Annotated in this window: 30 protein-coding genes; 20 read left to right on the top strand and 10 right to left on the bottom strand. The window is 62.5% G+C overall.

Annotated features, from left to right (window positions below; all coding sequences use genetic code 11):
- Positions 1–11 precede the first annotated feature (11 nt).
- The 4 genes from ACSQ84_RS28595 to tldD all read right to left on the bottom strand — a co-directional run bounded on the left by ACSQ84_RS28595 (position 12) and on the right by tldD (position 3456).
- Complete coding sequence (locus tag ACSQ84_RS28595; protein WP_436215066.1) at positions 12–623, bottom strand: nucleotidyltransferase family protein; 612 nt, start codon at positions 621–623, stop codon at positions 12–14.
- Positions 624–757: 134 nt separating this feature from the next.
- Positions 758–1096 (bottom strand): MmcQ/YjbR family DNA-binding protein, encoded by a 339-nt coding sequence (locus tag ACSQ84_RS28600; protein ID WP_436215067.1) that lies wholly within the window; start codon positions 1094–1096, stop codon positions 758–760.
- Between the two features lie 141 nt (positions 1097–1237).
- A complete protein-coding gene (gene lepB / locus ACSQ84_RS28605; RefSeq protein ID WP_436215159.1) occupies positions 1238–1951 on the bottom strand; it encodes a signal peptidase I in 714 nt (237 codons plus the stop codon).
- 77 nt (positions 1952–2028) lie between these two features.
- Entirely contained in the window at positions 2029–3456 is a 1428-nt protein-coding gene (tldD, locus tag ACSQ84_RS28610; protein ID WP_212036701.1) for a metalloprotease TldD, read from the bottom strand.
- Between the two features lie 89 nt (positions 3457–3545).
- Between tldD and ACSQ84_RS28615 the strand changes: the two genes are divergently transcribed.
- Positions 3546–4040 carry an N-acetyltransferase family protein gene (locus ACSQ84_RS28615; protein WP_436215068.1) on the top strand — a complete coding sequence of 165 codons (495 nt, stop codon included), beginning with the start codon at positions 3546–3548 and terminating at the stop codon, positions 4038–4040.
- A 67-nt stretch (positions 4041–4107) separates the two neighbouring features.
- Here ACSQ84_RS28615 and ACSQ84_RS28620 read toward each other — a convergent pair whose 3' ends face one another.
- Both ACSQ84_RS28620 and ACSQ84_RS28625 read right to left on the bottom strand, forming a co-directional pair.
- A complete protein-coding gene (locus ACSQ84_RS28620; protein WP_436215069.1) occupies positions 4108–4278 on the bottom strand; it encodes a hypothetical protein in 171 nt (56 codons plus the stop codon).
- Between the two features lie 165 nt (positions 4279–4443).
- Positions 4444–4866, bottom strand: coding sequence for a winged helix-turn-helix transcriptional regulator (locus tag ACSQ84_RS28625; RefSeq protein ID WP_436215160.1), 423 nt, complete (start codon positions 4864–4866; stop codon positions 4444–4446).
- A 144-nt stretch (positions 4867–5010) separates the two neighbouring features.
- On the opposite strand from ACSQ84_RS28625, the gene ACSQ84_RS28630 reads away from it, so the two are divergent.
- From ACSQ84_RS28630 to ACSQ84_RS28640, 3 genes are all read left to right on the top strand, one after another.
- Positions 5011–5397 (top strand): DoxX family protein, encoded by a 387-nt coding sequence (locus ACSQ84_RS28630; RefSeq protein WP_436215070.1) that lies wholly within the window; start codon positions 5011–5013, stop codon positions 5395–5397.
- 10 nt (positions 5398–5407) lie between these two features.
- Positions 5408–5911 (top strand): DsrE family protein, encoded by a 504-nt coding sequence (locus ACSQ84_RS28635; RefSeq protein WP_436215071.1) that lies wholly within the window; start codon positions 5408–5410, stop codon positions 5909–5911.
- A 63-nt stretch (positions 5912–5974) separates the two neighbouring features.
- Positions 5975–6589, top strand: coding sequence for a TlpA family protein disulfide reductase (locus ACSQ84_RS28640; protein ID WP_436215072.1), 615 nt, complete (start codon positions 5975–5977; stop codon positions 6587–6589).
- Positions 6590–6616: 27 nt separating this feature from the next.
- Here the strand turns inward: ACSQ84_RS28640 and ACSQ84_RS28645 are convergent, their stop codons facing one another.
- The gene (locus ACSQ84_RS28645; RefSeq protein WP_436215073.1) at positions 6617–7153 is read right to left on the bottom strand and encodes an invasion associated locus B family protein; all 537 of its coding nucleotides are present in this window, start codon (positions 7151–7153) and stop codon (positions 6617–6619) included.
- A 472-nt stretch (positions 7154–7625) separates the two neighbouring features.
- Here ACSQ84_RS28645 and coxB point away from each other — a divergent pair, with 472 nt between their 5' ends.
- The 14 genes from coxB (at position 7626) to ACSQ84_RS28715 (ending at position 21506) form a co-directional block, all read left to right on the top strand.
- The gene (gene coxB, locus ACSQ84_RS28650; protein ID WP_436215074.1) at positions 7626–8468 is read left to right on the top strand and encodes a cytochrome c oxidase subunit II; all 843 of its coding nucleotides are present in this window, start codon (positions 7626–7628) and stop codon (positions 8466–8468) included.
- Positions 8469–8564: 96 nt separating this feature from the next.
- Positions 8565–10184 (top strand): cytochrome c oxidase subunit I, encoded by a 1620-nt coding sequence (gene ctaD / locus ACSQ84_RS28655; protein ID WP_436215075.1) that lies wholly within the window; start codon positions 8565–8567, stop codon positions 10182–10184.
- Positions 10185–10247: 63 nt separating this feature from the next.
- Positions 10248–11183 (top strand): heme o synthase, encoded by a 936-nt coding sequence (locus ACSQ84_RS28660; protein ID WP_436215076.1) that lies wholly within the window; start codon positions 10248–10250, stop codon positions 11181–11183.
- Between the two features lie 18 nt (positions 11184–11201).
- Positions 11202–11366 (top strand): CoxF protein, encoded by a 165-nt coding sequence (locus ACSQ84_RS28665; protein ID WP_436215077.1) that lies wholly within the window; start codon positions 11202–11204, stop codon positions 11364–11366.
- Between the two features lie 31 nt (positions 11367–11397).
- The gene (locus ACSQ84_RS28670; protein ID WP_436215078.1) at positions 11398–12039 is read left to right on the top strand and encodes a cytochrome c oxidase assembly protein; all 642 of its coding nucleotides are present in this window, start codon (positions 11398–11400) and stop codon (positions 12037–12039) included.
- 108 nt (positions 12040–12147) lie between these two features.
- Entirely contained in the window at positions 12148–13038 is an 891-nt protein-coding gene (locus ACSQ84_RS28675; RefSeq protein WP_436215079.1) for a cytochrome c oxidase subunit 3, read from the top strand.
- 371 nt (positions 13039–13409) lie between these two features.
- On the top strand, positions 13410–14465 hold the full coding sequence (locus ACSQ84_RS28680) for a hypothetical protein (protein ID WP_436215080.1): 1056 nt from the start codon (positions 13410–13412) through the stop codon (positions 14463–14465).
- A gap of 589 nt (positions 14466–15054) precedes the next feature.
- Entirely contained in the window at positions 15055–15915 is an 861-nt protein-coding gene (locus ACSQ84_RS28685; protein ID WP_436215081.1) for an outer membrane protein, read from the top strand.
- Between the two features lie 597 nt (positions 15916–16512).
- Positions 16513–16899, top strand: coding sequence for a DUF983 domain-containing protein (locus ACSQ84_RS28690; protein WP_436215082.1), 387 nt, complete (start codon positions 16513–16515; stop codon positions 16897–16899).
- Entirely contained in the window at positions 16896–17672 is a 777-nt protein-coding gene (locus ACSQ84_RS28695) for an SURF1 family protein (protein ID WP_436215083.1), read from the top strand. The genes ACSQ84_RS28690 and ACSQ84_RS28695 overlap by 4 nt, the downstream gene beginning before the upstream one ends.
- Positions 17673–17810: 138 nt before the next feature.
- Complete coding sequence (locus ACSQ84_RS28700) at positions 17811–19052, top strand: threonine ammonia-lyase (RefSeq protein WP_436215084.1); 1242 nt, start codon at positions 17811–17813, stop codon at positions 19050–19052.
- A 122-nt stretch (positions 19053–19174) separates the two neighbouring features.
- On the top strand, positions 19175–20362 hold the full coding sequence (locus ACSQ84_RS28705) for an NADH:flavin oxidoreductase/NADH oxidase (protein ID WP_436215085.1): 1188 nt from the start codon (positions 19175–19177) through the stop codon (positions 20360–20362).
- Positions 20363–20518: 156 nt separating this feature from the next.
- Positions 20519–20944 (top strand): nuclear transport factor 2 family protein, encoded by a 426-nt coding sequence (locus ACSQ84_RS28710; RefSeq protein WP_436215086.1) that lies wholly within the window; start codon positions 20519–20521, stop codon positions 20942–20944.
- A gap of 166 nt (positions 20945–21110) precedes the next feature.
- Entirely contained in the window at positions 21111–21506 is a 396-nt protein-coding gene (locus tag ACSQ84_RS28715) for a hypothetical protein (RefSeq protein ID WP_436215087.1), read from the top strand.
- An 8-nt stretch (positions 21507–21514) separates the two neighbouring features.
- Here ACSQ84_RS28715 and ACSQ84_RS28720 read toward each other — a convergent pair whose 3' ends face one another.
- Entirely contained in the window at positions 21515–22810 is a 1296-nt protein-coding gene (locus ACSQ84_RS28720; RefSeq protein WP_436215088.1) for a histidine kinase, read from the bottom strand.
- A gap of 107 nt (positions 22811–22917) precedes the next feature.
- Here ACSQ84_RS28720 and ACSQ84_RS28725 point away from each other — a divergent pair, with 107 nt between their 5' ends.
- The gene (locus ACSQ84_RS28725; RefSeq protein ID WP_436215089.1) at positions 22918–23562 is read left to right on the top strand and encodes a response regulator transcription factor; all 645 of its coding nucleotides are present in this window, start codon (positions 22918–22920) and stop codon (positions 23560–23562) included.
- Between the two features lie 187 nt (positions 23563–23749).
- On the opposite strand, the gene ACSQ84_RS28730 is transcribed toward ACSQ84_RS28725, so the two are convergent.
- Both ACSQ84_RS28730 and ACSQ84_RS28735 read right to left on the bottom strand, forming a co-directional pair.
- A complete protein-coding gene (locus tag ACSQ84_RS28730) occupies positions 23750–23986 on the bottom strand; it encodes a hypothetical protein (RefSeq protein ID WP_436215090.1) in 237 nt (78 codons plus the stop codon).
- Positions 23987–24377: 391 nt separating this feature from the next.
- Positions 24378–24701: a copper-binding protein gene (locus tag ACSQ84_RS28735; RefSeq protein WP_436215091.1), complete on the bottom strand. Its 324-nt coding sequence runs from the start codon at positions 24699–24701 to the stop codon at positions 24378–24380.
- A 379-nt stretch (positions 24702–25080) separates the two neighbouring features.
- On the opposite strand from ACSQ84_RS28735, the gene chrA reads away from it, so the two are divergent.
- Positions 25081–26283: a chromate efflux transporter gene (gene chrA, locus ACSQ84_RS28740; protein WP_436215092.1), complete on the top strand. Its 1203-nt coding sequence runs from the start codon at positions 25081–25083 to the stop codon at positions 26281–26283.
- Positions 26284–26364: the final 81 nt, after the last annotated feature.

The raw sequence follows: 26364 nt of genomic DNA on the forward strand, positions 1-26364 counted from the left end.
ACGCCCTGTGGTTATGGGTCCCTGCGTTCGTGTTCGCAGGGACGACCATCGGGTGAATCTTCCGCTGGCAGCACCGTGATCTCCGGCCACAGCTTCGTCCACCGCGCCGCCTTCGCCGCATAACTCGCCGCGGAGAAATTCGGGCCCGGATTGGGCCGCACGATCAGGCCGGCGGCATCGTCAAATCCATCGGGCGCATAGACGTCGTAACCGCCCTCGGTGCGCCGGATGCCGATCTGCGTGTTCCGCGTCGGAAAGCGATCGATGCCTTCGGTCGAGCAGCGCAGCGGCGGATAGGGCAGGCGATGTTTTGCGCCGTACCAGAGGTGGACGCGCGCCTGGTTGCGCGCCTCGACCTTGGCGTCGAGGTCGCCGAGCGCGCCGTGCAGCCTGCCGATCACGGCGTCCTCGGCGGCCCACGACGTATCGGGATCGAAATAAAACACGTCGTAATCGTTAATACCGTAATCGACATCGCGTCCGGTCAGGGTGTTCCACACCGTCTGCACCAGGCACCCCGAAACGATCCACGCATCCGGCAGCGCCAGCTCGAACAGTTTTTCGGCGATGAATTTGTTGGAGGGATTGCGCAGGGCGAGGTTGAGGAATTCGTTTTGCGTCATCGCTCTGCCGTGGTCCCGTAGGGTGGGCAAAGCGAAGTGTGCCCACCATTCTTGTTGTCAAACAAGGGATGGTGGGCACGGCGCGCGAGCGCCTTTGCCCACCCTACACACTTCGCTCGCAATGACGGATTGTACTATGATTCATCGTATTCCTTCACCGCCTTCTGGGACGCCAGCGTGCGCCAGTGCCGGCGCAGCAGCGGCTCGACGGTGGCGCGCCTGGCCTTCGACAGGCGGAGCAGCACGATCGGATAATCGCGATAGTGGCCGGTGAAGTAAAACAGCTTCGGCTGGCTCTCGACCAGCATTTCGCGCTCGCCATGGGGAACGCCGAACACGACAAGACTGTCATTGTCTTCGCGCAGCCGCGCCAGCAGTTTCTTGCGCACCTTCAGCGCCGGCGTGCCGTAGGACGTGCCGTCCTCGACCTCCGGCCACAGCAGCGCGAATTTTCGGACGTCGTCGAAGGTCACTGATTTTTCCCCTCATCCCCGCGTGAGCGTAAGCTCATCGCTGGAGGAGCCCGCGTTTGCGGGCGTCTCGAAGGATGTGGCCCGACTGTCGGCCTCATGGTTCGAGACGGCGCAAGCGCGCCTCCTCACCATGAGGAGCTACTAATGCACCGACGTGAAAAACCGCGCCATGCGAATGCCGGACAGCCAGGTCCAGACCGGCTGGCTGCGGATGCCGAGATCCCAGGAGCCGACCACCGCGTCGGCGCGGCCGATCAGATTGTCGATCGGTAGCAGCCCGACACCGCCGTCGCGCACGGGGACGCGGCTGTCGGCGGAATTATCCCGGTTATCACCGAGCACGAACAGTTTTCCGCTCGGCACCGTTACCTCGGGCGTGTTGTCGAGCCGGCCGTTGTCGCGCATCTTGAAGATCGCGTGCGTAACCCCGTTCGGCAGCGTCTCGACAAAGCGATAGGCCTTTTCGCTGCTGCCGCGGTCGTCTTCCGCGGCACCGACGCCATCTGGCTTCAGCGCCGCGGCGTGGTCGTTGATGAAGAGCTGGCCCTGTCGCATCTGGATGCGGTCGCCGGGTATTCCCACCACGCGCTTGACCCAGGCCTGCGAACGGTCGCCGGGCCAGCGGAACACGACGACGTCGCCGCGCCTGGGCGTCTCGCCGAACACCCGGCCGGTTTCCGGCAGCGTGATCTGGATCGGCAGCGACGCCGCGCCGTAGCCATAAGGGAATTTGGATGCCAGCAGCGCGTCGCCGATCAGGAGCGTCGGCTCCATCGAGCCGGACGGCACGTAAAACGGCTCGGCCAGCGCGCCCTTGGCGACGAACACCACCATCACGATGGCAGCCAACTGCATCGCCTGCGCGCGCCAGGAAGGTTTTGCCGAGGGTTTTGCCGGAGGTTTCGCGACAGTGGTTTCGTTCTCGATCGTCACTAGCCGGTTCCTCCGACCGTAATGCGCTCCATCCGCAGCGTCGGCTGGCCGACGCCGACCGGCACGCCCTGGCCGTTCTTGCCGCAGGTGCCGATGCCGGTGTCGAGCGAAAGGTCGTTGCCGACCATGGTGATGCGATGCAGGTCGGTCGGGCCGTTGCCGATCAGCATCGCGCCTTTCAAGGGCGCGCCGATCTTGCCGTTTTCGATCTTGTAGGCCTCGGTGCACTGGAACACGTATTTGCCCGAGGTGATGTCGACCTGGCCGCCGCCGAAATTCGCGGCATAGATGCCGTTCTTCACTGAGGCCAGGATTTCGGCGGGGTCGCGCCCGCCCGACAGCATGTAGGTGTTGGTCATGCGCGGCATCGGCACATGGGCGTAGCTCTGGCGCCGTCCGTTGCCGGTCGGTTTCATGTTCATCAGCCGGGCGTTCTGGCGGTCCTGCATGTAGCCGACCAGGATGCCGTCCTCGATCAGCACGGTGCGGTTGGTCGGCGTGCCCTCGTCGTCGATGGAGAGAGAACCACGCCGCGAGGCCATGGTGCCGTCGTCGACGACCGTGACGCCCTTGGCGGCGACCTGCTTGCCCATCAGACCGGCGAACGCCGAAGTCTGCTTGCGGTTGAAGTCGCCCTCAAGCCCGTGGCCGACCGCTTCATGCAACATGACGCCGGGCCAGCCGGCGCCCAGCACCACGTCCATTTCGCCGGCAGGCGCGGGAACCGATTCCAGGTTGACCAGGGCTTCGCGGATCGCGCCGTCGGCGGCATCGCGCCAGGCTTTGGTTTCGATGAAGCGCGCATAGCCCTCGCGGCCGCCATAACCCTTGCTGCCGCTCTCCTGGCGGTCGCCCTGGCCGGCGACGACGGAAACATTGACCCGCACCAAGGGGCGGATGTCGCGATAGCTTTCGCCGTCGGGCCGCAGGATTTCGACCACCTGCCAGGTGGCGCTCAGGCTGGCCGTCACCTGCCGCACCCGCGGGTCCTTGTCGCGCACATAGGCGTCGATTTCGGCGAGCAGCTTCACCTTGGCTTCAAAACCCGGCGCATCCAGCGGATTATCGTCGCCGTAGAGTCTCACATTGGTGTGAGCGGGGGCTGCGGCAAAATTGCCGGAATAGCCGCCGCGGACGGCGGCGACCGCATCCGCGGCGCGGATCAGCGCCGGCAGCGAGACGTCGGAGGAATGCGCGTAGCCGACCGCGTCGTCCTTGACCGCACGCAGGCCAAAACCCTGCGAAGTGTCGTAGGTTGCCTGCTTCAGCCTGCCATTGTCGAACATCAGCGCTTCGGTCTGGCCATATTCCAGGAACAATTCGCCGTCGTCGGCGCCTTCGAGCCCGCGTGCGATCTCCCGGCGGACGGAATCGCGGTCGAGATTGGCGCGGTCGATCAGGGAGGTTGTCGCGGGGGAGTTGGTCATTACATTCAGTCCGTTGTCGGAGGGGCGCAACCAAGATAGTTGTTTCCCGTCCGTTTCGCGAGGGGCGGGAGAGTCTCGCTGCAAGTACGATGGCTACAATCGAAATTGTCCCGATAACGCAAGGCCATATCGACGGCTTTCATCGCACCCTCGATATCGTCGCGCGGGAGCGGCGCTATTTGTCGTTCCTGGAGGCCCCGCCGCTGGAAGCGACGCGGGCGTTCATTCTCGACCTTATCGAGCAGGGTTATCCGCAATTTGTCGCCCTGTCGGGCGGTGAAGTGATCGGCTGGTGCGATGTGACCCCGAAGCCACGGCCGATTTACGCCCATAACGGGGTTCTCGGCATGGGCCTTTTGCCGCAATTCAGGGGACGGGGCATCGGCAAGCGCCTGATCGCGCAGGCGCTAGCAGCCGCGCAGGCCTACGGGCTGGAGCGGGTCGAACTGACGGTCCGCGAAAACAACACCAACGCGATCGCGCTCTACAAGAAGGTCGGCTTCGAGATCGAAGGCGTGCAGCGCGAGGCCATTCTGGTCGATGGCAAACACGAAAACCTGATTCTGATGGGACTGCTGTTTTAGACCGCAGGCCAAGAAGGAGGCCCAAGAAAATGGGCTTCCGAAATGGCACGCGCAGATCACGCTTACGCTAGTGCGCGCGACGCCCGGTCGCCAGCCCTGAGGCGGCGTCTCGCGGGGACTTCACGCTGTGGTCGAAGCACACGATTTCAAACCATTTGCCGCCGGATACGATGTTGAGTTGCTCCCCGGTCAGCTCCGCAGCGTCTGCACGGCTCTGGAACGTTTGGCCATTCGTCATGACGGTCTCCTCCGCTTTGATGGTGGACCTTTGCCGGACGGCCGTCGCCTTGGCTGTGAGCGGGGTCACTGATCGCTCAGCGTCATTGCGAGCGCAGCGAAGCAATCCATCGAGCCACGAAGTAAGTGTGGATCGCTTCGCTGCGCTCGCAATGACGAGGAAGCCTCACGGCAACTTGTAGCCCTCGCCCCGCCCGGTGTTCTCATCGGCTGAAGAAGCCTCGGGCTGCGCCTCGGTCGGAAAGCCATGCTCCTGCGACCATTTAAACAATTCGTCGAATACCGGTTTGAGGGCCATGGCCGACGGCGTGATCTCGTATTCGACGCGCGGGGGCACCTCGGGATAGACCGTGCGCTTCACCAGTCCATTGGCCTCGAGATCGCGTAGCTGCGTCGTCAGCATGTGCTGGGTGACGCCGGGGATCGTTTGGCGCAATTCGCCAAACCGGTGCTTGCGCTGGACCAGTTGCCAGAGAATTTCGCCCTTCCATTTTCCGGCCAGAACGCCCAGCGCGCGATGAAATTGCTCAACGACCCCGCGCTGGCACGGCTCAGCGGCGGAAATGTCGTCGCTTTCTGCAATAGTCATCTTTTTCATACTACCTCACAAAAAGCATCCTACTTGTGCTTTTCATCTTACTCCCGAACTTTGTGTGGCGAAAGTCTTCGCGGGGCCGGCCACCGGCACCGTTGCCGCGGGGCCTAAACCGCTCGAACCTATCGGGAGCGACCAATGTCACTTGCTGCTGCTGCATCGGCGCCGCCGCGCTGGAAGTCTGCCGGTCTCTGGGTCGTCAGGGGATTGCTGGCGCTTGCTTTTGCAGGCGCGGGCGGCGCCAAGCTTTATGGCGTGCCGATGATGATTGAGGAATTTCAGCACATCGGCGCCGGTCAATGGTTCCGCTATGCGACAGGGGCGCTGGAATTGCTTGGGGCCATCCTGATCCTCACGCCGCCGCTGGCGGCCTTCGGCGCCGTGCTGCTGATCTGCATCATGATCGGCGCGACCGTGACCCATCTGTTCCTGATCGGCGGCTCGGCGGTGCCCGCGCTGGTGCTGTTGGCGCTGAGTGCAATCGTCGCCTACGCCAAGCGCGACCAGCTTGCCAAGATTTTGTGAAGCCGCTGCGATGGGCTTTTCTCGCCGCGAATTGACGATTGCCGCAGGCCTCGTGCTGGCCTTCGCGGTGCCGCTGGCCGTCACGCTGTTGCTGACAGGATCGGAGGCGGCGACCTCGAAGCCGCAGGCCAAGGCCGCCGTGCCTGCGATGCATCGGCTGGTGCTGCCGATCAACACCGATGATCCCAGCACGATGCGGGCGCTGATCTCGACTTCGCTCAACCTTCCAAAATACTATCAGGAGCGCAACGAGGCGTTCACGATCGAAGTGGTCGCCTACAACGCCGGCGTTCACATGCTGCGCGCGGACACCTCGCCGGTAAAGGACATGCTGCGCATCCTAAGGAGCGTCAATTCGAATATCCGCTTCGTGGTTTGCGACGCCACCAGGCTCGGCATGGAGCGCCAGGAGGGGCGTGCGGTCACGCTGATCGATGGCGTCGACCTCGTGCCGAGCGGGCCGGGGCGCATCATCGAATTGCAGGAAGCCGGCTGGTCCTACATCCGATCGTGATACTCGTATTTAGAACTGCAATTCAGCCTTGCGATTCTAGCCTTGCATAGCGGAGCATCCGACATGACGTCGCCTCGCAGCCCGACCCGCCGCGCCTTTGTCGCGAGAATAATGGGCGCGGCCGCTTCGGTTGCGATCCCGGCCTTGCCGGGCCGCGCCGCGGCCGGCGGGCCGCCGCCATTCGCAACGGCCAGACATCAGTTCACCCTTGTTCGCGGCGCACGGCCGGTCCCGCCGCTAGCCATCCCGCGTCTCGGCGGCGGCGCGCTCGATTTGCCGTCCTTCCGCGGCAAGGTGGTGCTCGTCAATTTCTGGGCGACCTGGTGTGCGGCCTGCCGCACGGAGCTGCCGATATTGGACCAGCTCGCGGGCAACCGCCGCGCCGACCTCGCGGTGGTCGCGATCAGCACCGATCGCGATCGATCCGTGGTCGCGCCGTTCGTCAAGCGGTTGAAGCTACGCCACCTCGGAATCGGCTTCGAACCGAGCGGGCTGGTGGGACGTGCCGGCGCAAGCGAAGGCATCGACACGCCATTCGCGCTTTACGGTATGCCGATCACCTTCCTGCTCGGCGTCACCGGGCAAGTCGAAGGCTACATCACGGGTGAGGCGGACTGGCTCTCGATCGAGGCGCGCCGGCTGTTCGACTACTACGCCGGCGCCGCCGCGGGTGGGTAGCGACTTGGAGGGCGAGCCCCCGGTGCCTCACGGCAGCTTGTCGTAGCCCTCGCCGATCCCGTTCAGGCTGAGCGGAAATCCAATGCCCTCTTCGGGCGTCTCGAAGATAATGAAGGTCGCGGTCTTGGCGGTGCGCAATTGTCCGAGCAGCTTTTCGTCCATCACCACTTCGGCGACGCAGCCATTGGGCAGGCATCTGACAAAACCGGCGCGGCCGACGTCCTGATTGTCGAGCTTTAGCCCGAGCCCGGAGGGCAGCAGCACGCCGAGCGGCGCCACCACCCGCATCAGCTTGCTCTTCTGGTCGGCGGTCTTCAGCACGATCACAGTGAGGCCGGCGTTGGAGCGGTCTTCGGCTACCACGCTCTGGATCAGGGCGCATTGCTCGCCCTGGGCGCCCGGCGGGGTATCGCAGCGGATCTGCCAGTCGCCATGGACCGAGCGCACCGCGCCTTGAGCGCTGGCAACCTGGGTGAGGCCGAGCAGGAATGAGGCGGCAAGCAGCCCGCCCAACCAGCGGCCCGGCCCTCTGTCGCCTCTTGCCTGATGTCTCGAACGCCCCATCCGGGTCGATCCTCTGATTGCCTGGGGTATTTACTCGGACTGATACGCAATGACGGCGTCTTGAAGGCGGTCTTTCGCTAAATCTCGAGCAATTCCCAAGGAGACCGAGCCGTGAAGGCCGCTTAAGCAGCGAATCAGGTCCCTGCGGCGCATCCTGCCTGTGCGTACATCCGGTAATCCGCCTGTCAAGCGGCGCAGGTCGACAAAAAAGCGAGTTTTGCCTGATTCAGCGGGAAAACCTGACATGCAGAGATTAGCCGGTGACGCATGGCATTGCGCCCCACTACTGCATTGCGAGAGCCTGCGAATTATGGTTTGAGAGGCGGGATTTCGAAGCGTTCTAGCGATCTGGCCCGGGTACTGGTGTGCTGCCAAGCTACCTCCGGTGGGCTGTTTGTGAGGGCGGATCGTGCGGCATTTCCGGCCATCCGGCGGGGATGCTTTGGGGATTTATCAAAGGAGCGCGAGCGGCATGAAGATGTCGAAGGGCCAGATTGGCCGGCGGTTGCTGGGATTAGCGGTGGCGGGCATGGCCCTTGTCGCCGGCGGTACGGCATCTGCCGAATTGGGACAGCCGGCGCCGTGGGAATGGACCCTGCAGGAGTCGGCGACCCCGGTGATGGACTACATCATCTGGTTCCATAACTGGCTGCTCATCACCATCACCGTCATCACGCTGTTCGTGCTGGTTCTGCTGGTCATGGTCGTCGTGAAGTTCAACGCCAAGGCCAACCCGATCCCCTCCAAGACCACCCATCACACCCTGATCGAAGTGGCATGGACCCTGATCCCGGTGCTGATTCTGGTGGCGATTGCGGTGCCGTCGTTCCGGCTGCTGTTTCTGCAACTCGACACGCCCAAGGCCGACCTCACCATCAAGGCGACCGGCAAGCAGTGGTACTGGAGCTACGCCTATCCCGATCACGGCAAGTTCGAATTCGATTCGCTGATGGCGGCGGACAAGAAGCCCCGGCTGCTCGGCGTCGACAACGAGATGGTGGTGCCGGTCAACAAGGTGGTCAAGGTTCTGACCACGGGCGCCGATGTCATCCACGCTTTCGCGGTACCGGCGTTCGGCATCAAGATCGACGCCATCCCCGGCCGTCTCAACGAGACCTGGTTCAAGGCCACCAAGACCGGGATGTTCTACGGCCAGTGCTCGGAGCTGTGCGGCAAGGATCACGCCTACATGCCGATCGCGGTGCGGGTCGTGAGCGATCAGGAGTTCGCGGCCTGGGTGGAAACCGCAAAGAAGAAATATGCGACCAACCCGGCGAATTCTTTCGCTTCGGCGGGCGGCGCGGTGGCGCAGTAGGCCGCACAGCTTGTTCAAGCTGAAGGCTCAGGCGTAACGGGACAAGGGCGACGGGACCGCAAGGTCCGAAAAGGGACTGCAAGGCAGGATTTGAACATGGCAACAGGCGCAGCGACACACGACGATCACGCCCATGATGACCACGCGCATGCGATTCCGACCGGATGGCGGCGCTTCGTCTATTCGACGAACCACAAGGACATCGGCACGATGTACCTGGTGTTCGCGGTCATCGCCGGTGTCATCGGTGCCGCGATGTCGATCGCGATCCGCATCGAGCTGATGTATCCCGGCGTCCAGCTGTTCCACGAAGCCCATACCTACAACGTGTTCGTGACCTCGCACGGCCTGATCATGATCTTCTTCATGGTGATGCCGGCGATGATCGGCGGCTTCGGCAACTGGTTCGTGCCGCTGATGATCGGCGCGCCCGACATGGCGTTCCCGCGCATGAACAACATCTCGTTCTGGCTGCTGCCGGCCTCCTTCGCGCTGCTCTTGATGTCCACCTTCGTCGAGGGTGAGCCGGGCGCCAACGGCGTCGGTGCGGGCTGGACCATCTACGCGCCGCTGTCGACCTCGGGCCATCCGGGACCGGCGGTCGATTTCGCGATCCTGGCGCTGCATCTGGCCGGCGCTTCGTCGATCCTCGGCGCCATCAACTTCATCACCACGATCTTCAACATGCGCGCGCCGGGCATGACCCTGCACAAGATGCCGCTGTTCGTGTGGTCGATCCTGGTCACCGTATTCCTGCTGCTGCTGTCGCTGCCGGTGCTCGCCGGCGCGATCACCATGCTGCTGACCGACCGCAATTTCGGCACCACCTTCTTCTCGGCCGACGGCGGCGGCGATCCGCTGCTGTTCCAGCATCTGTTCTGGTTCTTCGGCCATCCCGAAGTGTACATCCTGATCCTGCCCGGCTTCGGCATGATCAGCCAGATCGTCTCGACCTTCTCGCGCAAGCCGGTGTTCGGCTATCTCGGCATGGCCTACGCCATGGTCGCGATCGGCGGCATCGGCTTCGTGGTGTGGGCGCACCACATGTACACGGTCGGCATGTCCAGTGCGACGCAGGCCTATTTCGTCGCCGCCACCATGGTGATCGCGGTGCCGACCGGGGTGAAGATCTTCTCCTGGATCGCCACAATGTGGGGCGGCTCGATCGAGTTCAAGACCCCGATGCTGTGGGCGATCGGCTTCATCTTCCTGTTCACGCTCGGCGGCGTCACCGGCGTCGTGCTGGCCAACGCCGGCGTCGACCGCGTGCTGCAGGAGACCTATTACGTTGTCGCGCACTTCCACTACGTGCTGTCGCTGGGCGCCGTGTTCGCGATCTTCGCGGGCTGGTACTACTGGTTCCCGAAGATGTCCGGCTACATGTACTCGGAAACCATCGGCAAGCTGCACTTCTGGGTCACCTTCATCGGCGTCAACCTGGTGTTCTTCCCGCAGCACTTCCTCGGGCTGTCAGGCATGCCGCGCCGCTATATCGACTATCCCGACGCGTTCGCCGGCTGGAACCTGGTGTCCTCGCTCGGCTCCTACCTTTCGGGCTTCGGCGTGCTGATCTTCATCTACGGCGTGGTCGATGCCTTCGTGAAGAAGCAGCAGGCCGCGGACAATCCGTGGGGTCCCGGCGCCACAACGCTGGAATGGACGCTGTCGTCGCCGCCGCCGTTCCATCAGTTCGAAGTGCTGCCGCGCGTGCAATAACCGCTACAATTCGCGGCGCGTCCTTAAAGACGCGCCGCGGCCTTGAACCAAGCGAGATCAATCTTGTCGGTCGTCGATCACAACGCCATCGAGTTGCCCCGGATTTCCGAGGCCGAGGTAGGCGATTACCTCGCGCTGCTGAAGCCACGGGTGATGTCGCTGGTGATCTTCACCGCCCTCGTCGGCCTCGTCATTGCGCCGGGCCATGTCCACCCGATCCTGGCGTTCACTTCCATCCTCTGCATCGCGGTCGGTGCCGGCGCCTCTGGCGCGCTCAATATGGCCTATGAGGGTGACATCGACGCCAAGATGTCGCGCACCGCCAACCGACCGATCCCGCGCGGCCGCATCACGCGCGAGGAGGCGACCGCGTTCGGGCTGATCCTGGCGTTCTTCTCGGTGCTGACGCTCGGTATCCTCGTCAACTGGCTGGCGGGCGGGCTGCTGGCGTTCACGATCTTCTTCTACGTCGTGGTCTACACCATGCTCCTGAAACGCTGGACCGCGCAGAACATCGTGATCGGCGGCGCCGCCGGTGCCCTGCCGCCGGTGGTGGCGTGGGCCGCGGCGACCGGTTCGCTGTCGATGGAGCCGGTGCTGCTGTTTTTGATCATCTTCTTCTGGACCCCGCCGCATTTCTGGGCGCTGGCGCTGTTCCGCAGCGACGACTATGCCCGCGCCGGCGTCCCGATGCTGCCCGTCGTCGCCGGCCCCGACGCGACCCGGCTGCAGATCCTGCTCTATACGGTCGTGCTGGTCGCGGTCGCCGTCGCGCCCTGGCCGCTCGGCTATTTCGACGCGATCTACGGCATCACCTCGCTGGTGCTCGGCGCCGGCATGATGGCGCTGGCGATCAACGTCTACCGCCGCCGCGAAGGCTCCGCGGCGCTGCGCGCGACGCGGCGGCTGTTTGCTTTCTCGATCCTTTATCTGTTCGCGCTGTTCGCGACGCTGCTGCTCGAAGTTGTCGTGCGCGCCGTCATGGCCGCGATCGGGTAGGGGGCGCATGGGACCGGAATGGACGACAAGCGGATGCCAGATGGAATCGTGCTCACCGAGGCGCAAAAAAGAAGCCGGCGCCATCGCTCGATCGCGATTGCGCTCGCGCTTGTCGTGCTGGTCGTGCTGTTTTTCGCGGTCACCATGGTCAAGGGGCCGGCCGTTCTCATGCGGCCGATGTAACTTGAGATGAAGACTGGAATGTAAGGCGGACATGGCAGACGAACCGATCACGCGAACGGAAACCGAGGCAAGCCGCAAGGCTTCGCGCCGCGGCCTGACGCGTGATGCGATGGTTGCCTCGATCTGCGGTTTCGTCGTGGTGTTCATGGTCGGCGCGGCCTATGCCGCCGTGCCTTTTTATAACTGGTTCTGCCGCGCCACCGGCTTCAACGGCACCACCCAGGTGGCGACCTCGGCGCCGTCGCAAGGCCCGCTGGCGCGCAAGATCGCGGTGCGGTTCGATGCCAATGTCGGCGCCGGCCTGCCGTGGAAGTTCGAGCCGGAGCAGAACGAGATCGAGGTCAGGATCGGTGAGGTCGTCACCGTGTTCTATACGGTGACCAACCAGGCGGCGCGGCCCACGGTCGGCCAGGCCGCCTACAACGTGACCCCGCTGACGGTCGGCGCGTATTTCCAGAAGATCAACTGCTTCTGCTTCACCGAACAGACCATGGCGCCGGGCGAGAAGCGCGAGATGCCTGTCGTGTTCTACGTCGATCCGGCGCTGATCGCCGACAGCGAGAACAACGGACTGAACACCATCACGCTGTCCTACACCTTCTATCCCGTGCGCGATCCGGCGCCGAAGCCGGTGGCAGCCGGCGAGCCGGACAAGCGCAAGGGAAGCATGTAGGCTGAAGCCTGTAAGCTTGCGAGATTCCGGATAAATCGGGATTTCGAAATTTGAATTTAGAGACGAAGATGTGCCGAAGGATCCGGCACCGCTAACGGAGAGACCGCAATGGCTACGGCGCACGCGAAGCACCACGACTACCACCTCGTCGATCCGAGCCCGTGGCCGGTGGTCGGCTCGATCTCGGCCTTCATCATGGCCGTCGGTGCGGTCGGCTGGATGCACCATATGTACGCGGCGGCCCCGATCGTGTTCGGCGTCGGCACCATTGGCGTGCTCTACACGATGGCGAGCTGGTGGGGCGACGTGATCCGCGAAGCCCAGTTCAAGGGCGACCACACCCGCGTGGTGCAGATCAGCCACCGCTACGGCATGATCCTGTTCATCGCCTCCGAAGTGATGTTCTTCGTCGCCTGGTTCTGGGCCTTCTTCAATTCCGCGCTGTTCCCGGCCGACGCCATTCACGCCACCCGCGATGCGGTGTTCGGCTGCGGTCCCGGCACCGCGGCGGGCGCCTGCAGCGTGCCCGGCACCTGGCCGCCGAAGGGCATCGAGACCTTCGACCCCTGGCATCTGCCGCTGCTCAATACGCTGCTGCTGCTGACTTCGGGCACCACGGTGACCTGGGCGCATCACGCGCTCTTGGAGAACGACCGCCAGGGCCTGAAATACGGCCTGATCCTCACCGTCGTGCTGGGCGCCTTGTTCACCTGCGTGCAGGCTTACGAATACGCCCATGCCACGTTCTCGTTCTCCGGCAACATGTATGGCGCGACCTTCTTCATGGCGACCGGCTTCCACGGCTTCCACGTGCTGGTCGGCACCGTGTTCCTGCTGGTCTGCCTGTTCCGCGCCTATGCCGGACACTTCACCCCGACCCAGCATCTCGGCTTCGAATTCGCCGCCTGGTACTGGCACTTCGTCGACGTGGTGTGGCTGTTCCTGTTCATCTGCATCTATGTCTGGTTCCGCGGCGCTGGACCTGTCGCCGGGCATTGATCGCCGGCCGTATGTGTTACAAGAGGGCGGCCGCCGGGCCGCCCTTTTTCTTTCCCTTGCCTTTTGGCTAACGATCGAGATGCGTGTATCGCGGGGCGTTAACCATCCTCATGCTGACACGGTCACCGACGGGCGAAGTCTCGGATCGTGACAGCATGGAGACTGGTTCACCACTAGCCGGAGCGGCTTGCCGGTTTGGGTAATCCTTCTGCGCACTCACTCTTGCGTCGCCCTCCGAATACTCTGAACAAGCTGCCGGGGCGGTCGGGGGAGCTCCCGCGCGTGCCGATAGACTGAACGATTAAACACTGGACGATATTGAGATCGCGAAGTTCGAAAATTGAAGGGGCTGCCTTTTGACGGCGACGTTCGTGCCGAAGAGGAGCAAGCGCGATTGCATCGCGGGCGCGCACCCCGACGAGGTATCGATCTTTTCGCAGCCCTGGTTCCTAGATATCGCGTACAGGAAGGAGCACCGTGTAGCCAAAGCATTCAACAAAGCCGGCAAGCTGATATGCGTTTTTCCATATTGCCAAACAAACGTACTGGGCATTTTTCCAAGGATAACAAGTTTAGATCACTGGAGACGCCTTAGTTCATTCGTCTTTCTCGACAAACACATAAGTGATGAAGAGAAGCGAGGTGCGGTTACCGATATTATAAAGCAGCTTCCTAGATCGATTGGTTACTGCCAATTCATCCTGGATGATGATTCAGGCGTCATTCGCGATGCGTTCATCAAAGCCGGGTTTGAATGCATCAAAATACCCAAATACATCCGTCCACCCAGCAAACAAAATTATGAGCGTGACGCGTATGCGCAAGCCAGAGACAAGGTGCTGAAAACCATCTCGAAGGACGGAAGAACCAGATACAGAATAGCATTGGAACAAGCAAAAATAGAGGATATCTCAGCGTCTGACTTCTGTAAGTTTTACGAGAGCAATCTTATTAGTAAGGGCGCGCAGAGCTATGCCCCGCTCAGCATTGCAGAGACACTCATCGAGAATGGCGTCCGTCGTCAGAAAGCGTTCGCGCTTGCGGTAAAAGATAAAGACGGCATAGAAGCCGCCGCCGCTTTCCTGTTTGATTCAGGAGCTATCTATGCGTGGCTGGCAAGCAGAAAATATCATCCGCAAAGCACGAAATTTTGTGGTAATGATAAATACAAAAAATATTTCATAGATATATTGGCCATCGAAGCCATGATCTTCGCAGAATTGCATGGCCTAATTTATGATGCCGAATTTGTTCCTGTTGAAACAAATGGCGCCCCCCGAAATCCGCACAAAGTCTTTGTCAACGAGAAGATACTTCACCTTTCGAAAAAAGAATCCAGATTTCTGTTCGAAAGAGTGGGGTGGTGGTATCACGGGGCAAGGCGGTTTTTTTACAAGGCAAGGGATTTTTGCAAAGCGACCGGTTGATATGATCGGACGACGCTCAACTTGACCGTCGGGGGCCGATCCTTGCGAGGCGCTGCCGCGGCGTCGCGCCGCGCTTCTTGGAATTTCATTCAGACTGCTCCAAAATGACTCCTCAAGGCTGATGCTGGTGGTCGGGATTGCCATGCGCGTTTTGGCCAGCGGCGGTCCGGTGCAAGCTCGTAGCGCCTTGCGCCGTGCAGCTTGCCGAGAGTGCATTGCTGCGCTTGCCCCCGAGCTTCTTGCCGCATGCCTTGGCGGCTGCAAGCGGGGCCTTGATGCGCTCCTGATGAGGCGGCGCGTCTGCTCGGCTACCAACACCACGATGCCGATCGTCAGGCGATTGGCGTTCGGCATGTCGGCGGACGCATTGGCAAAGAGCGGAACCAGGTTCCGTACGTTCGACTACCGGAGTTGCCCGGCCCCAATAGCATCCCGGGCACAGCGGACATGCTCCGCCCGCCCGGTTCCAGCCGGAAGGCGACGTGACGGCGTCCGAAATGTCTCGACTGTGGCTTGAACGTTACATCTGAGCACGATGAACCCGTTTAAGCTTTGGTTCGGGCCATTCAACGAGCGCTTGGGGCTTTCTATGAGAAAACTGATTTTGGCAATATCCGTTCTCGCGGCCAGCGCTATGGGCGCATCCGCTGCCGACATGGCTGTGAAAGCCCCTCGATATACCGCGCCCGAAGCCGCGGTCTCGACTTGGACAGGCTTTTATGTTGGAGCCTCGCTCGGCGGCGAGCAGGTCAACGCCGATTGGACTACTACGTCGATTGCCGTTGTCGCACCGGGCTTTGTAATTCCTCCCCCAATAGTAGACGGTAGTTCGCCTAGACGCTTTAGCCCCTCAAGCGGTCGCTTCGGCGGCTTTGCCGGATACGACTATCAGTTCGCGCCTCAATGGGTTGCAGGCATTGTCCTCGATGCCGCCTATTTCAACGGCACCGTCACGACTGTGGGGACGCCCGGTTGCACGGTCACTTGCATTTTGGGCGTCCCGGGACCCGGAGCCGACTTATCAAGCGTAAAAGCTAGGTGGGATGCGAATGTGCGGGGTCGGCTCGGATTTCTGGTAACTCCCAATGTTCTGCTCTATGGGACAGGCGGCATTGCGTTCCAGAACTTCTCCAACTCCATAACCTGCGAGACCAGCTTTACCGATCCCCTTTGCGGACCAACTCCAATCCCCCTTCTTACGACGGCGACGAACAGCTCCACCCGAACGGGCTGGACGGCCGGCGTCGGCATCGACGCGAAAATCTTCGCAAACTGGATGCTTCGTGCTGAGTATCGTTACTCGGACTTCGGAACGTGGAGCAATTCGCTGGTGCTGGTATCCCCCGGTGTTTCAACTGTAACGGTAGCCACGGATTTGAAAATCCATACGCACATTGCAATGATAGGATTAGCGTACCGGTTTGGTGGCCCCGTCGTTGCAAAGTACTGAGTTCTCCAAACTCTCCATACGTTAAAGTAACGCCCACCTCCCTTTGTGCCGCTTCACGCTCGGTGAGCAGCGCGATGGCTTTGTTGTTCAAGGCGTTGGTCAGACGCAAGCGGAACCGGGTCGCGTTGTACTTGCGGCTACCGCGCATTTCGAGGTCGCCTTCATAGGCGTCAATGGCCTCGGCGACCGCGCAAGAAGCCGTACAGCGTGCTGATCGCGCCGGGCACTTTCTTGCTTATCGTCGCAACGCTGGCCCTGGCACATGGTGCGTGCGTTTTCCAGAGGTGCAGAACGCGTCTGGCCGGCCATGGTGTCCCTCAAAATGTCCCGAATATGGGGAGTGGAGGAATATGGAGCCCACTTAGCGCCGCGCTAGATAAAATGAGAAACTACAATCACTTAGTGGCGTTGCGTGGAGCTGTAGAGAGCGCTATGGAGTGCACCTTCTCCCCTTGTGGAGAAAAGGTGGCAAAGGCGGCCTGAGGGGTCTGTCTCCGCGGATAGAGACCCCTTACCCGCCCTCGCTTCGCGAGTGCACCCTAAGAGCGAGCTTCGCTCGTCTCGGTCCCACAAGGGGAGAGGGGAAAAAGGATGCAAATGGACGAGACACCCCCCACGCTGACCGAGAGCGCGCTGCGCGGCATCGCCTGCCGCTGCCCGCGCTGCGGCAAGGGCAAGCTTTACGCCGGGTTCATCGACCTGCGGCCGAACTGCGAGGCCTGCGGGCTCGATTACGCCTTCATCGACGCCGGTGACGGACCGGCGATCTTCATCATCATGATCGCCGGCGCCATCGTCGTTGGATCCGCCCTTGTCGTGGAGATCAAATACCAGCCGCCGTTCTGGCTGCATGCGGCGCTGTGGCTGCCGCTGATTCTGGCAACCACACTGTTGCCGCTGCGCTCGATGAAGTCGCTGCTGATCGCGCTGCAATACCATCACAAGGCGGCGCCCGGCCGCCTGATCGACCGCGAGCCAAAATGACCGGTGTCGTTGCGCGGCGACGCGGCACGCTCGGCTTCGCCATCTTCACGCTGGTGATGATCGTGACCTGCCTTGGCCTCGGGATCTGGCAGTTGCAGCGGCGCGTCCAGAAGCACGCGCTGATCGCGGCGCTCAATGAAAGGCTGGCCGCGGCGCCCGAGGCGCTGCCGGCGCCAGCGCAATGGAGCGCGCTGACCCCGGCCAGAGACGAATTCCGCCGCGTCAGTTTTACCGCGACCTATGCGCGGCTACCCGATGCGATGGTCTATAGCTCCGGCTCCTCGGTCCGCACCGATGTTTCCGGCCCCGGCACCTGGGCGTTCCTGCCGGCGCAAACCGCCGATGGTGCGATCATCACGGTCAACGCCGGCTTCGTGCAGAACACGATGCAGGACCGCGCCCAGCAGGATCGCGCGGTCGGCCGGCTCGTCACCGGCCAGCCGGTCAACCTGACCGGCTACCTTCGTTTCCCCGAAGCTGCCGGCACGCTGACGGCCTCGGAGAATATCGGCAAGCGGCTGTGGTTCACCCGCGATCATCTCGCGATGGCGCGCGTGCTCGGCTGGGGTGAGGGCGGCAAGTCGGTTGCGCCGTTTTACATCGACCTGGAATCCCCTCGGCCGGAGAGCGGCATCCCGAAACCGGGTCCGCTGACCGTCCATCTCAAGGACGACCACATGCAATACGCCATCACCTGGTTCAGCCTGGCCGGCGCGGTGGTGATCGCCTTCGGCGTGTGGTGGCGCGCGCAAAGGCGAGGCGCACATTCGTAGCTTCGTAGGGTGGGTTAGCGAAACGTAACCCACCTCTTCGTCCCTTACTGAAATAGCTTCATAGCGCGGATTAGCGTAACTATAGCCCGCCGTCTTTGCCCTTGCTGCGTGGAACGTGTCAGCAGAGATTCGATAGTCATGACCGAGACGTTGAAAGCTTCCCTCGCGGGCCTGCCGGTTAGCCTTCGCGATATCGAGATGGCGGCCAGCGTTGTCGCCGGCTTCGTGACGCGGACCAGCTTCGAGCGTAGTCGTACGCTGTCCGACATCACGGGCGCGACCGTATGGCTCAAGTTCGAAAACCTGCAGTTTACAGCGACGTTCAAGGAGCGTGGCGCGCTCAACCGGCTGTCTGCGCTGTCCGTCGATGAACGGCGGCGCGGTGTGGTAGCCGCCTCGGCGGGCAACCACGCCCAGGGGGTGGCCTATCACGCCGCCTCGCTTTCGATTCCCGCAACCATCTTCATGCCGGTGGGGACCCCGACGGTGAAGATCGAGAATACGCGCCGGCATGGCGCGACCGTGATCGAGGCTGGAGCAACGCTCGAGGACGCCGCCACCCTCGCCACGGACCACGGCCGCGCGCAGGGTTTGACCTATATCCATCCCTACGACGATCCTATGATCATCGCCGGTCAGGGCACCATCGCGCTTGAGATGCTGGCTTCGGTGCCTGATCTCGACGTCCTGATTGTTCCAATCGGGGGCGGCGGCCTGATATCCGGCATGGCCGTTGCCGCCAAGACCCTCAAGCCGGACATCGAGGTCGTCGGCGTGCAAGCCGCGCTTTATCCTTCGATGTACAACCTCATCAAGGGCGAAAATCTTCCGATGCGCGGTGATACGCTCGCGGAGGGCATTGCAGTCAAGGCGCCCGGCCGTATCACCTCAAACATCGTGCGCGCGCTTGTCGATGATATCGTGCTCGTCACCGAACAGCAGATCGAGCATGCGCTGAGCCTGCTCATTACCATTGAGAAGTCGGTGACGGAGGGCGCCGGGGCAGCAGGCCTGGCGGCCGTACTCGCCCATCAAGAGCGCTTCAGGGGCCGTTCGCTCGGCCTGGTGCTGAGCGGAGGCAATATCGATACACGGCTGCTGTCCGGCGTGCTGACGCGCCAACTCGCGAGGGAAGGCCGGCTTTCGAAACTGAAGTTCGACATCGTGGATCGGCCCGGTCAACTAGGCACGGTTGTCGGCGTCCTGAGTAAGGCAGGTGCCAATATCGTCGAGGTTTCCCATCAACGCATCTTCACCGATCTACCAGCCAAGGCCGTGGTGCTGGAGGTCGTGATCGAAACCCGAGACCGATCTCATCTTGAGGCGACGATTGCAGCACTGAGGGCGGCCAACCTCGATGTCGATGTTGGTGCCGAATAACGGCGAATGCAAACAGGGCTTGGCACCCGCGCGCCGCCGCATGCGAGACATGCAAGCGGCGGCTGGACCGCGGATTCCCATTCGCTACTATCAGCCCCGCACCTCATACCCACAGGCCATCCATGGACCAATCCTCCGCCAGCATCGACGCCGCGCGCCCCCTGCTGTTCCAGCCGTTCAAGATCCGCGGCCTGACTCTGAAGAACCGCCTCGTGGTGCCGCCGATGGTGCATTACCGCGCCGATCCCGGGGCGACCTGCGGGATGTTTCATCAGGTGCATCTCGGCCGCTACGCGCTCGGCGGTTTTGGTCTGGTGTTCGTCGAGGCCACCGGCGTTGAGGAAATCGGTCTGATCAACGAGTTCGATCTCGGCATCTGGAACGAGGCCCAGGTCGAAAGCTTCAAGCCGTTGATATCATTCATGAAGCGCGAGAACACCGCGATCGGCATTCAGCTCGCGCATGGCGGACGCAAATCGTCCTCACAAAAGGCGATGGACGGCATGGGGCCGCTCACACCAGAAGAGATCAAGGCCGGCGCAAAGCTGTGGCAGCCGGTCGGCCCCACCAGCGAGCCGGTGGCGCCGGGATGGCTGACGCCGCGCCAGCTCACCACTGAGGACTGCCGCGCCATGGTCAAGACCTGGGCGCACGCCGCCAAGAACGCGGTGAAGGCGGGCTTCGACGTGATCGAGGTGCATATGGCCCACGGCTATCTGCTGGCCTCGTTCCTGTCGCCGATCTCCAACACCCGCAACGACGAATATGGCGGCGACCGCAACGGCCGCATGCGCCTGCCGCTCGACATCGTCGAGGCAGTGCGGCGCGAGATGCCGGACACGATGCCGCTGTTCGTGCGCGTATCCTCGGTCGACGGCGCGCAGAACGGCTGGAACATGGATGACACGGTGGTGCTGGCGCATGAATTGAAGGCGCGCGGCGTCGACGTGGTCGACTGTTCCTCCGGCGGCATTTCCGGCTCGGCGACGGCAGCGCAGGTGCCGCGCGGGCTCGGCTTCCAAGTGCCGTATGCCGAGCGCGTGCGCAAGGAAGTCGACATCGCGACCATGGCGGTCGGCATCATCCTCGAAGCCGAGCAGGCCGAAGCGGTGCTCGAAAAAGGCCAGGCCGATCTGATCGCGGTCGGCCGGCAATCCCAGTACAATCCCAACATCGCCCACCACTGGGCGCACGATCTCGGCATCAACCGCAGGTTCGAGGACTGGGCGCCCGAATTTGGCTGGTGGCTCGAGAAGCGGATCCGGACCATGGAAGGGTTTGCGACGCCGACCGGTGCGGTGAAGCGGTAACGGGTATACCATCGAGGCCTCGCGCCTGGAACTTCCGGGGATCGAGATTGTTTTTGGTTCCAGATTGAATTTCGGCCAACCGGTCGTTCAGTGCCCGTTCACGACGATCGGCATACTCGGTTGCCTATCTCGACCAAGCGAGCCAGGGTGCAGCCAATGGACGCGTCGAATCTGCCCAAGGATACTGCCAAGAATACAGCCAAGGATGTCGATCAGGTGGCTGTGGTGGTCGATTGGCTCGACGCCTGCCGGCGCCACGACCTTGGCCCGCTGCTCGACCTGTACGCGCCCGATGCAAGCCTCGAATGTAAATGCGACGGCGGCAACACCTGTGCGGGCCGGGCTGCGCTGGAAGCGTATTGGCGGCCCCAGCTCGAGGCGTTCTCGCCCGATGCCTTCGGACTGGAAGAGATCGCGCCGTCCGCCGACGGGGTTGTGCTCGATTATCTGAATTTCGAAGGCAAGCCCATTAGCATTGTCTTCGCCTTCGACGCGGCGGGGAAGATCCTGCAAACCCGCTGCAGGCCGTCCGCGCCGGCCACGGCGCCGGATATCGCCGGCGTGCAGAATCGAGCCCGATGACGAAGCGGTCACCGCCTCGGATTTTCAAATCTCAGTTTCTTTCGCGCGGCACCGCGGACCGCTGCGGTAACGACCTTGCCGGCCTGTCGTTCCCGCCATTTCAATGTTAGGAACAAGCGGTCAGGCGATCTGTTGTTCCCACGCGCCCTGGCAAGAAGACCGTGACATGCTCGATCGTCTTCGCGAGGTTGAGTTCATCTGTCTGGCCGTGGATTGGCTGGAAGCCTGCAAGCGAAGGCAGCCAACCGAGCTGGCCGAGCTGTATGCCGAGACGGCCGTATTCGAATGCGCGTGCGGAGGTGCCGGCAACGGCTGCATTCTTGTCGGCCACCGCAGGATATCGGAATACTGGCAGGCAAAACTCGCGTTGCCGGCGCCACGTCCGTTCAGGCTTGAACAAATATGGCCTGAAGCTGCCGGCATCGCGCTGGTCTACCGATTCATGGATCAGCCGCCGGTTCGCGTGTCTTTTCAGTTTGACACAGCGGGCAAGATCGAACGCTCGCACTGCAGGCCGGAGCTTGCATTGCCGCTGGCAACGGCGCGCGGGATCGATCCGTAAGGCGCGCCTCACTCGCCAGCCGGCAAACGGCAGCGGACATAGGTTCGGCCGTTCTCCCGCTTGAATTCGAAGGTCCCGCTAAGGGCGCGGACACGTTCATGCATGCCGGTCAGTCCCCGGCCAAACCGCTGGTTGGACGGGAATCCGACGCCATCGTCGGAAATCTCCACCAATACGTGACGGCCTTCGATCGCCGCCGCGACGCTCATCGCGCTGGCATTGGCGTGCCTCAGGACATTGGTCACGCCCTCCTGGATGACCCGGTAGATCGTCTGGGAAAGCAGGCCATCGACGTCGTTCAGGCGGGGATCGATCCGCAACGTCAGTCTGAGACCGGCCGCCTGCGATCGCGCATACTGCAGCAGGGTCTGGACGCTCTTCTCGAGCCCCAATTCGCTGATATGGAGCGGCCGCAGCCGGTCGAGGATACGGCGATTGGCGAACTGCAGCGCCTCGACCGAGGAAAGCATGGCCTCGACCGAAGCGCCGGGTTTCCCGTCCTGCGCCGCGCCATCCTGTAGCGCCACCGCATTGGCGCGGATTCCGAACAGCAATGGCCCGAGTTCGTCATGCAGGTCGCGTGCGATGTCGCGGCGTTCGTCGTCCTGCAGGGAGACGATCTTTCGCAGCAGGCTGCGGTTGTCCTGGCTTAGCTGGCTCAGCGTGCGTGCGAGTTCATTGGCCTCCTCTGCACTCCTGCGTATTTCCGGCGGTCCCGAGGCCGCGATCAGGTGCTCGTAGTCGCCGCTCCGCATCCGCGTCAGGCCTTCGCCCAAACGCCGCAGCGCGTCGACCACGGTGCCTGCGGTCAAATAGGCGATCGTGCCGGTCACGAGCATCAGGACGCTGACGGACGAAACCAGTGCGAGAAATCCGACCCACTTTTCGTAAATGTCGGCTGAAAGATCGGGGGCGGACACGATGTCGCCGACCTGCGTTGCGCCGATCCGCACCGGAAACGAGGCGCCGGTCTCCGGCAAGCCGAGAAGATCGACGAACCAGTGCGGCACCCTTCCAAGCGGGGTGCGTACCTCGACCGGTGAGGGCGTGCTCATCTCGCTACCGCTGCGCCGGAACCGGATGCCTTCCGATGTGCCCAACGCTTGCGCAAACGCGTCGAGCGTCTGTTGCGGATTATTGGAGGACAGCAGCGCGCTGTTGAGCGCCTCGGCAACCGCCCGTGCCGAGCGCAATGCCGGCTCGCTTTCCTCCATCAGTTGGGCCGGCGCGAAAAGCCGCAGCGAAATGGCCCCGAGCAGCAGCGCGGCCACGAACATGGTGCCGAGCGGGAGAACCAGCCGCATTCGAAGAGAAAGATTCTTCCACATTTGGACTATTCTAACTCCCGTTGCGGAGATTCCTCTTTCCAATCATCGCGAAATGCCTATTTATCCCGAAAGAGGCTGCAAGGATGCAGAATATCGCCAAATCGGCAACCAGGATCCTGATCGTCGACGACCATCCCGTGGTCGTGTCGGGATGCCGATCGCTGTTCGCTTCGGACACTTCGGTCAAGATCGACGAGGCCGGCGATGCAAAATCCGGTCACAGGGCCTTTGTGACGCGACGCCCGGACGTCACAATCATCGACATCAAGCTTCCCGATGTCTCGGGTTTTGAGTTGATGCGGCGGATTCGCAAGGAGGATCCGGGCGCGAAGATCATCATGTTCAGCATGAATGACGATCCCGCCTTCGTGGTTCGCGCCATCGAGATGGGCGCGCAAGGCTATGTCGCCAAGGGCGACGATCCGCGGATGCTGATCAAGGCCGTTCGCAAGGTGGCGTCCGGCGACAACTTCATCTCGCCGCAACTGGCGGAGGCGGTCACGTTCTCGGGCGCTTCCATCAAGGCCAATCCGGCTTCGCAGATGACCGCGCGCGAACTGGAAATCCTGCGGCTGCTGGGCCGCGGCGACAAGATCGTGGAAGTCGCCGACGCGCTCGGTATCTCCTACAAGACGGTGGCCAACACCACCTCGCTGCTGAAGCAGAAGCTCGGCGCCAAGAACCATTCCGACCTGATCCGGATCGCCGTCGAGATGGGGCTGGACTGACCGGCGCAGCCTTGTCAGAAAACCGCCTTTTCAGAAAGCAGGCTCGTCAGAAGACTTGCTTGTCAGAGAAAACTTGCTTGTCGGAAAACAGAACCGGCCGCGCCTGTCGGCGCGACCGTCCATATCGCCAATGTGTGCTTTCGTCGGGGCAATGATCGATGAAAGCCGCACCGGCGAAATTCGCATATCAATAAAAGCGGCGATGATGGCGCCAGCCGTAATGGTGTCCACGGCCCCGGCCCCAGCCGTAATGATGACCGCGGCCGCCGCGGCCCATGCGGTGCCCGTGACCGCGTCCATGTCCGCGCTTGACCTGAATCACCGTGTCGTCCTGCGCGGCAAGCGGCGCGATCCCCAGCCTGGCGGAAGCGGATGCGGTCATCGCCAGCAGCAGCGCGCAGCCAACCAGTACAATGCGTCTCATGCAGTCGTCCTCCCATCGCCTGAGTGCGATGCGTCTACAAGTTCCCGGCGATGGGTTTGTTCCGCTCGCAGGGAGATGCCCGAACGAATGTTGGACTGTCTCGGAGTTGCCGTTTATTCCCGAGTGGCGTACTATCCATCGGCAGAAATAGTGATGTGATGCGTGGTGCGCTCCTCCGGGATTTCGGGAAAAAGTGGAACATATGGTTTCGTCGCGGGTTGCCGCCAAGACACACGAACAGCCCAGGACACAAATCGAAGCCGGCATGAAGACGACCAAGGTCTGCACGGAGTAACGACAGACCCTTCCAGGAGAAAGGGCCGCGGCATCACCCGCGGCCCTTTTTGCGTTTCGATCCTGCTTGAGGTCGCCGGCTCGGCGTGCCCGTCGGTTACGGCCGTTCGACGTTGCTGATCGTCTTGGTTCCGCCCACGTCGGTGAGGGAGAACTTGACCCGGTCACCGGCGTGCAGGACGTTCAACAGATTGCCCTGTATCTTGGTCTTGAGTTCTTCGGCAGGACCGTCTGTCTTACTGTCTGTCTTGGCAGCGCCGACGGTGCCGCTCTGCGTTGGCGTGCGGTGCAGCTGAATTGCGACCGTCCCGTCGGTCCGGTCAATCCGCGTGACCGTTCCCGTCATCGCCTCTTGGGCTGAAGCCGCTGAACCGAGGGCGAGGGCGGCCAGTCCAGCCAGCATGATTTTTGCCGTTTTCATGGAAGTCTCCCGGAATTCGAAACGTTGACGACAATGCCGGCGGGATCGGATGGTTCCCGCCGTATTCTCGTTGGTGAGCGCAATCTGATCTGTTTGTGCGGCTTTTTCGTGCGAGTGGGCTGTTCCTCAGGCGACGCGATCCGCACTATTCAATGGCGATTCGGGGACAGTGCGTTGGAATCGATTGAGGCATGTACTGCACGCAACAATCGCGTGGGACGGGCACGCTTGGCGACATTGTCGGTTCCCGATACCGTCGGGCGATATCGGGGCCGACGCACATGAATTTGAGCCATGACATTGGCGCTCGCCAAAATCCGGGTTCGCGCGTTCACCGGCGCGGCCATCAAGCGCTGACGTTTGTGGCCGGTGCCATCAGATGAGCCGCGAATCCGCGAAGGGCTCGGTTGCGGAAGTGTTCGCGGCTTTCCTCAAGCTGGGCCTGACGTCGTTCGGCGGGCCGATTGCGCATCTCGGCTATTTCCGCAGCGAGTTCGTCGAACGCCGCAAATGGCTGGACGAGACGTCCTACGCGGATCTGGTCGCACTTTGCCAGTTCCTGCCGGGGCCGGCCTCCAGCCAGGTCGGCTTTGCCCTCGGCGTTCAGCGCGGCAATGGACTTTTGGGCGGCCTTGCGGCCTGGTTCGCCTTTACCATGCCTTCGGCGCTGATCCTGTTCGCCTTTGCAATGGGGGCTGCCTCATTTACCGGGCCGGTGTCCGAAGGATTCCTGCACGGCCTCAAACTCGTCGCCGTCGCGGTCGTCGCGCAAGCGATCTGGGGGATGTCGCGAACGCTCACGCCGGATCGTGCCCGCGCCGGCATCGCGCTCGCCGCGATCGGGATCGTCGTGATTTTCACCGGATCGTTCGGGCAGGTCGCCGCGATCGTACTAGGTGCGTGCGCCGGCCTCTGGCTCTGCCGGGGCGAGGCCGCGCCGGTGTCCGGACATCTGGATTTTCCCGTCACCCGGCGCGCAGGTTTCATTGCGCTCGTTCTGTTCGCAACCCTGCTCCTGATTCCACCGCTCGTCGTCCCGGCGGCCGGCTCGCAGGCTCTGGCGCTGTTCGACGCGTTCTACCGGTCGGGCGCGCTGGTCTTTGGCGGCGGCCATGTCGTGCTGCCGCTGCTTCAGGCCGAGGTCGTCACCCCGGGATGGGTCAGCAACGAGGTGTTCCTGGCGGGTTACGGGCTGGCTCAGGCCGTGCCGGGGCCGCTGTTTACCTTCGCCGCTTATCTTGGCGCGGTGACGGGCCCGGCACCGAACGGCCTTGCCGGTGCGGTGATTGCCCTCGTCGCACTGGCGCTTCCGGGCCTGCTGCTGGTCTACGGCATGTTGCCGTTCTGGGATGCGATGCGCACACGCCCGGCCGCGCAAGCCGCCATGCGCGGCACCAATGCTGCCGTGGTCGGCATTCTCGCGGCGGCGCTCTACCATCCGGTCTGGACCAGCGCCGTCGTGACGCCGCGCGATTTTGCCCTCGCGCTCGCGGGCTTTCTGCTGCTCACGGTTTGGAAGTGGCCGCCATGGATCGTGGTCGTGCTGCTGGCCGGTGCCGGCGTGTTGTCGCGCTTGATCTGAACGTTATCGCGTGGAAGGCGGCTCCGGATAAGGGCGAAAATGACCGTTTGGTCCAATTAAGTGCCCTGTAACCCGTTCGCG

Origin of the sequence: Bradyrhizobium sp. LjRoot220 (genome assembly GCF_964252915.1) — a bacterium.
Classification (GTDB): Bacteria; Pseudomonadota; Alphaproteobacteria; order Rhizobiales; family Xanthobacteraceae; genus Bradyrhizobium.